This is a genomic window from Mesorhizobium sp. M7A.F.Ca.CA.001.10.2.1 (assembly GCF_003998575.1).
In the GTDB taxonomy this organism is placed as follows: Bacteria; Pseudomonadota; Alphaproteobacteria; order Rhizobiales; family Rhizobiaceae; genus Mesorhizobium.
Genome location: NZ_RZQY01000582.1, coordinates 1 through 3,979 on the forward strand (window position 1 = coordinate 1; position 3,979 = coordinate 3,979).

Genomic DNA, 3,979 nt, shown 5'->3' on the forward strand with positions numbered 1-3,979 from the left:
CCCCTCCAAGCTGCGCAGCAATCTGGCTTGCGCTCAGACCCTCCGACCACAGTTTTCTCAAGAGTTCTACCCGCTCGTCAGTCCAGTTCATGAGACCGCGCTCCTCTAAGCGTGCGGCAATCGGAATCCTTCTCCCGACCCGGCAACATTTGCCGGGGCAGACACCACATATATCTGGTGATTAGGTCCGCCGCACGAAATCTAGTTATTTCTCGACTACAACTACTCTATGCGCTGACTCGGTGACAAGAGTCCCAAGTGCAACACGAATCGGTTTTTTCGGTTTTCCCCAACTTGCCCGGTCGCTGATGAGCCGGCGTCCCGTCGGGAGGCTTGCCGCGCGCCACTACGCGACGTTTTCGTTGACTTCATGGCCGAAAAACAGGATAAGCCGCACAGGCCGCCGCTTTGGCGGCTTTTTTGATTTTCCGGTACCGGAGACGCATATAATGAGCGGTTCGGCGCTTTACGAGACCTTTGCTCGCGCACCCTTGGCCTTCGACCACGGGGAAGGCACATGGCTGATTACCGACAAGGGCGAGCGATATCTCGACTTTGCCGGCGGCATCGCCGTCAATTCGCTGGGCCACAGTCATCCGCATCTGGTCGCCGCACTCACCGAGCAGGCCGCCAAGCTGTGGCATGTCTCCAACCTATACGAGATCCCCGGGCAGAACCGGCTTGGCGAGCGGCTGGCCGACGCCACCTTCGCCGACAAGGTGTTCTTCACCAATTCCGGCGCCGAGGCGCTGGAATGCGCGATCAAGACGGCGCGCCGCTACCAGTTCGTCAACGGACACCCCGAGCGCTTCCGCGTCATCACCTTCGAAGGCGCCTTCCATGGCCGCACGCTGGCGACCATCGCGGCCGGCGGCCAGTACAAATATCTCGAGGGCTTCGGCCCCAAGGTCGAAGGTTTCGATCAGGTCGGTTTCGACGACATCGACGCCGCCGAAAAGGCGATCACGCCGGAGACGGCCGCCATCCTGATCGAGCCGGTGCAGGGCGAGGGCGGTATCCGCCCGGTGCCGACGCAATCGCTGAAGCGGCTCAGGCAATTGTGCGAACAGCACGGCCTGCTGTTGATCTTCGACGAGGTCCAGTGCGGCATCGGCCGTACCGGCAAGCTGTTCGCGCATGAATGGTCAGGGGTTACGCCAGACATCATGGCGATCGCCAAGGGTATTGGCGGCGGTTTCCCGATGGGCGCCTGCCTCGCCACGGATGAAGCGGCCGTGGGCATGACCGCTGGCGTGCATGGCACCACGTTCGGCGGCAACCCGCTGGCCATGGCGGTCGGCAACGCCGTGCTCGATGTCGTGCTGGAAGACGGCTTCCTCGAAGATGTCCAACGCAAGGCGCTGCTGATGAAGCAGGGGCTGGCGTCGGTCGCCGACGAGTTTCCCGAAATCATCGAGGACATCAGGGGTGCCGGGCTGATGCTCGGCCTCAAATGCGCCATGCCCAACACCAAGGTGAACATGGCCTTGCGCGACCAGAACCTGCTGGCGGTTCCGGCCGGCGACAACGTCATTCGCCTGTTGCCGCCGCTCACCGTCACCGACGCCGAGATCCATGAGGCGCTCAACCGCATCCGCGCCGGCGCCAAGGGCCTGGCGGAGGCGATCGCTTCCGCCGCGGCGAAGTAATCCCGGAACCATTGCTGATGTCAGTTCGCCATTTCACCGATCTTTCCACCGTTTCCGAAGGCGATCTGCGCTTGATGCTGGACGATGCGGTGGTGCGAAAGGCGCGCCTCAAGGCCGGCGAGCGCACCAAACCGCTTGAAGGCAAGGTGCTGGCAATGATCTTCGACAAGCCGTCGACGCGCACGCGCGTCTCCTTCGACGTCGGCATGCGGCAGCTCGGCGGCGAGACCATCATGCTGACCGGCACCGAGATGCAACTCGGCCGCTCCGAGACCATTGCCGACACGGCCAAGGTGCTGTCGCGCTATGTCGATGCGATCATGATCCGCACCACCTCGCATGAGCGCCTGCTGGAATTGACCGAGAACGCCACCGTGCCGGTGATCAACGGATTGACCGACGACACCCATCCCTGCCAGCTGATGGCCGATATCATGACCTTCGAGGAACATCGCGGTCCGGTCGCCGGCAAGACCATCGCCTGGACCGGCGACGGCAACAATGTGCTGCATTCCTTGCTTGAGGCCTCGGCCCGGTTCCGCTTCAACCTCAACGTCGCCGTGCCTGAGGGCAGCGAACCGGCGCAGAAGCATATCGACTGGTCGCGGGCACATGGCGGCAAGCTGCACTTCACCCGCTCGCCCGAGGAAGCCGTCGATCAGGCCGACTGCATCGTCACGGATTGTTGGGTCTCGATGGGTCAGGAGCATCGCGCCCGCGGCCACAACGTGTTCTCGCCCTATCAGGTCAACGCCAAGCTGATGGCCAAGGCCAAGCCGGACGCGCTGTTCATGCATTGCCTGCCGGCGCATCGTGGCGAGGAAGTGACGGACGAGGTCATCGACGGGCCGCATTCGGTGGTCTTCGACGAGGCCGAGAACCGGCTCCATGCCCAGAAGGCCGTGCTTGCCTGGTGTCTCGGCGCTTGAAGTGTCTCGGCGCTTGATCCCCGGGAGCTTGATCTGCGGGGGTGTGATGCCTATTTGCGCCGCATCACGCAAATCAAGCGCGTTTCGACGCATGCGCCCCGGAGGGCGGCATGGCCGCGCCCTGGAGCTTTGTCATGTTGGAAACCTATCAAGTGACTGAACATCACCCCAAACTCGGCGAATTTGGCTATGCCGGCGACGATCATGTCGTGCCGTTCGAGGTCGGCCCGCTCGATGTGCGGGGCCGCACCGTCCAACTCGGGCCGATGCTCGACGCCATCCTCAGCCGCCACGATTATCCCGAGCCGGTCGCCCGCCTGCTGGCGGAGGCCTGTGTGCTGACCGTGCTGCTCGGCACCTCGCTGAAGTTCGAGGGCAAGTTCATCCTGCAGACCCGCACCGACGGGCCTGTCGACATGCTGGTCGCGGATTTTTCCACGCCCTCGGCATTGCGCGCCTATGCGCGTTTTGACGCCGACCGGCTGGAAGCGCTGGTCGCGGCCGGCGAAACCTCGCAGCAGACCCTGCTCGGCAGCGGCGTGCTGGCGCTGACCATCGACCAGGGTGCTCACACGCAGCGCTATCAGGGTATCGTCCAGCTCGACGGCGAGACGCTGGAAGATGCGGCACGCACCTATTTTCGCCAGTCGGAACAGATCCCGACCGATCTCAGGCTGTCGGTGGCCAAGCTTTTGACGCCCGGTCCTGGCGGTGCCCGCGAGCAGTGGCGCGCCGGTGGTATCCTGGCGCAGTTCCTGCCGCAGTCGCCCGAGCGCATGCGCGTGCCGGATCTGCCGGGTGGCGATGGCGATCCGCGCGAGGAGATCCACGACCCGGTCGACAATTCCTGGCAGGAGTTGCTGGCGCTGCTCGGCACGATCGAGCCGACCGAACTGATCGACCCGACAATCGGTGCCGAGCGGCTGCTTTACAGGCTGTTCCACGAGCATGGCGTGCGCGTCTTCGGCGGCGTCCCGGTCGCCGACCAGTGCTCGTGCTCCAAGGACAAGATCCGCGGCATCCTCGAGGGTTTTTCCGCGCAGGAGATCAAGGACAGCACCGAGGATGGTGGCATCCACGTCGCCTGCGAATTCTGCTCGAAGCAATATGACTTCGACCCGGCGGAATTCGCGGCGCAGTAGCAGGGTTTTTCCTTCTCCCCGTTTACGGGGAGAAGGTGCCCGAAGGGCGGATGAGGGGCAGCGCAGACGGCGGCGACTGGCCGCACGTACTCAATCGTACGCCGTTGTGCACGCAATATATCCGAGAGTCCGGCGCCGCCCCTTGTATCTGCACGAGATGATTATGTGCGATGGAAGCGATTGAGCCTCGGGCCGGATGGCCATCCGGCCCGAGGCTTGGCGAAGTCGCCCGCTGCCCCTCCGGCTACAACCGTCAATG

General features: G+C 63.6%; 4 protein-coding genes. 3 read left to right on the forward strand and 1 reads right to left on the reverse strand.

Annotated elements, in window-relative coordinates:
- The coding region (locus EN964_RS27735; protein WP_281059574.1) for a GcrA family cell cycle regulator at positions 1-91 on the reverse strand (91 nt) is incomplete at its 3' end.
- Between the two features lie 358 nt (positions 92-449).
- On the opposite strand from EN964_RS27735, the gene EN964_RS27740 reads away from it, so the two are divergent.
- From EN964_RS27740 to EN964_RS27750, 3 genes are all read left to right on the forward strand, one after another.
- Positions 450-1,649, forward strand: coding sequence for an aspartate aminotransferase family protein (locus EN964_RS27740; protein WP_127267145.1), 1,200 nt, complete (start codon positions 450-452; stop codon positions 1,647-1,649).
- A gap of 17 nt (positions 1,650-1,666) precedes the next feature.
- Positions 1,667-2,578 (forward strand): ornithine carbamoyltransferase, encoded by a 912-nt coding sequence (argF, locus tag EN964_RS27745; protein WP_127267144.1) that lies wholly within the window; start codon positions 1,667-1,669, stop codon positions 2,576-2,578.
- A gap of 110 nt (positions 2,579-2,688) precedes the next feature.
- Positions 2,689-3,720: an Hsp33 family molecular chaperone gene (locus EN964_RS27750; RefSeq protein WP_127267143.1), complete on the forward strand. Its 1,032-nt coding sequence runs from the start codon at positions 2,689-2,691 to the stop codon at positions 3,718-3,720.
- Positions 3,721-3,979: the final 259 nt, after the last annotated feature.

Excerpts from the sequence above, each read along its gene's own strand:
- argF (WP_127267144.1), top strand. The coding sequence starts at position 1,667 with ATGTCAGTTCGCCATTTCACCGATCTTTCCACCGTTTCCGAAGGCGAT.
- EN964_RS27750 (WP_127267143.1), top strand. The coding sequence starts at position 2,689 with ATGGCCGCGCCCTGGAGCTTTGTCATGTTGGAAACCTATCAAGTGACT.
- EN964_RS27740 (WP_127267145.1), top strand. The coding sequence starts at position 450 with ATGAGCGGTTCGGCGCTTTACGAGACCTTTGCTCGCGCACCCTTGGCC.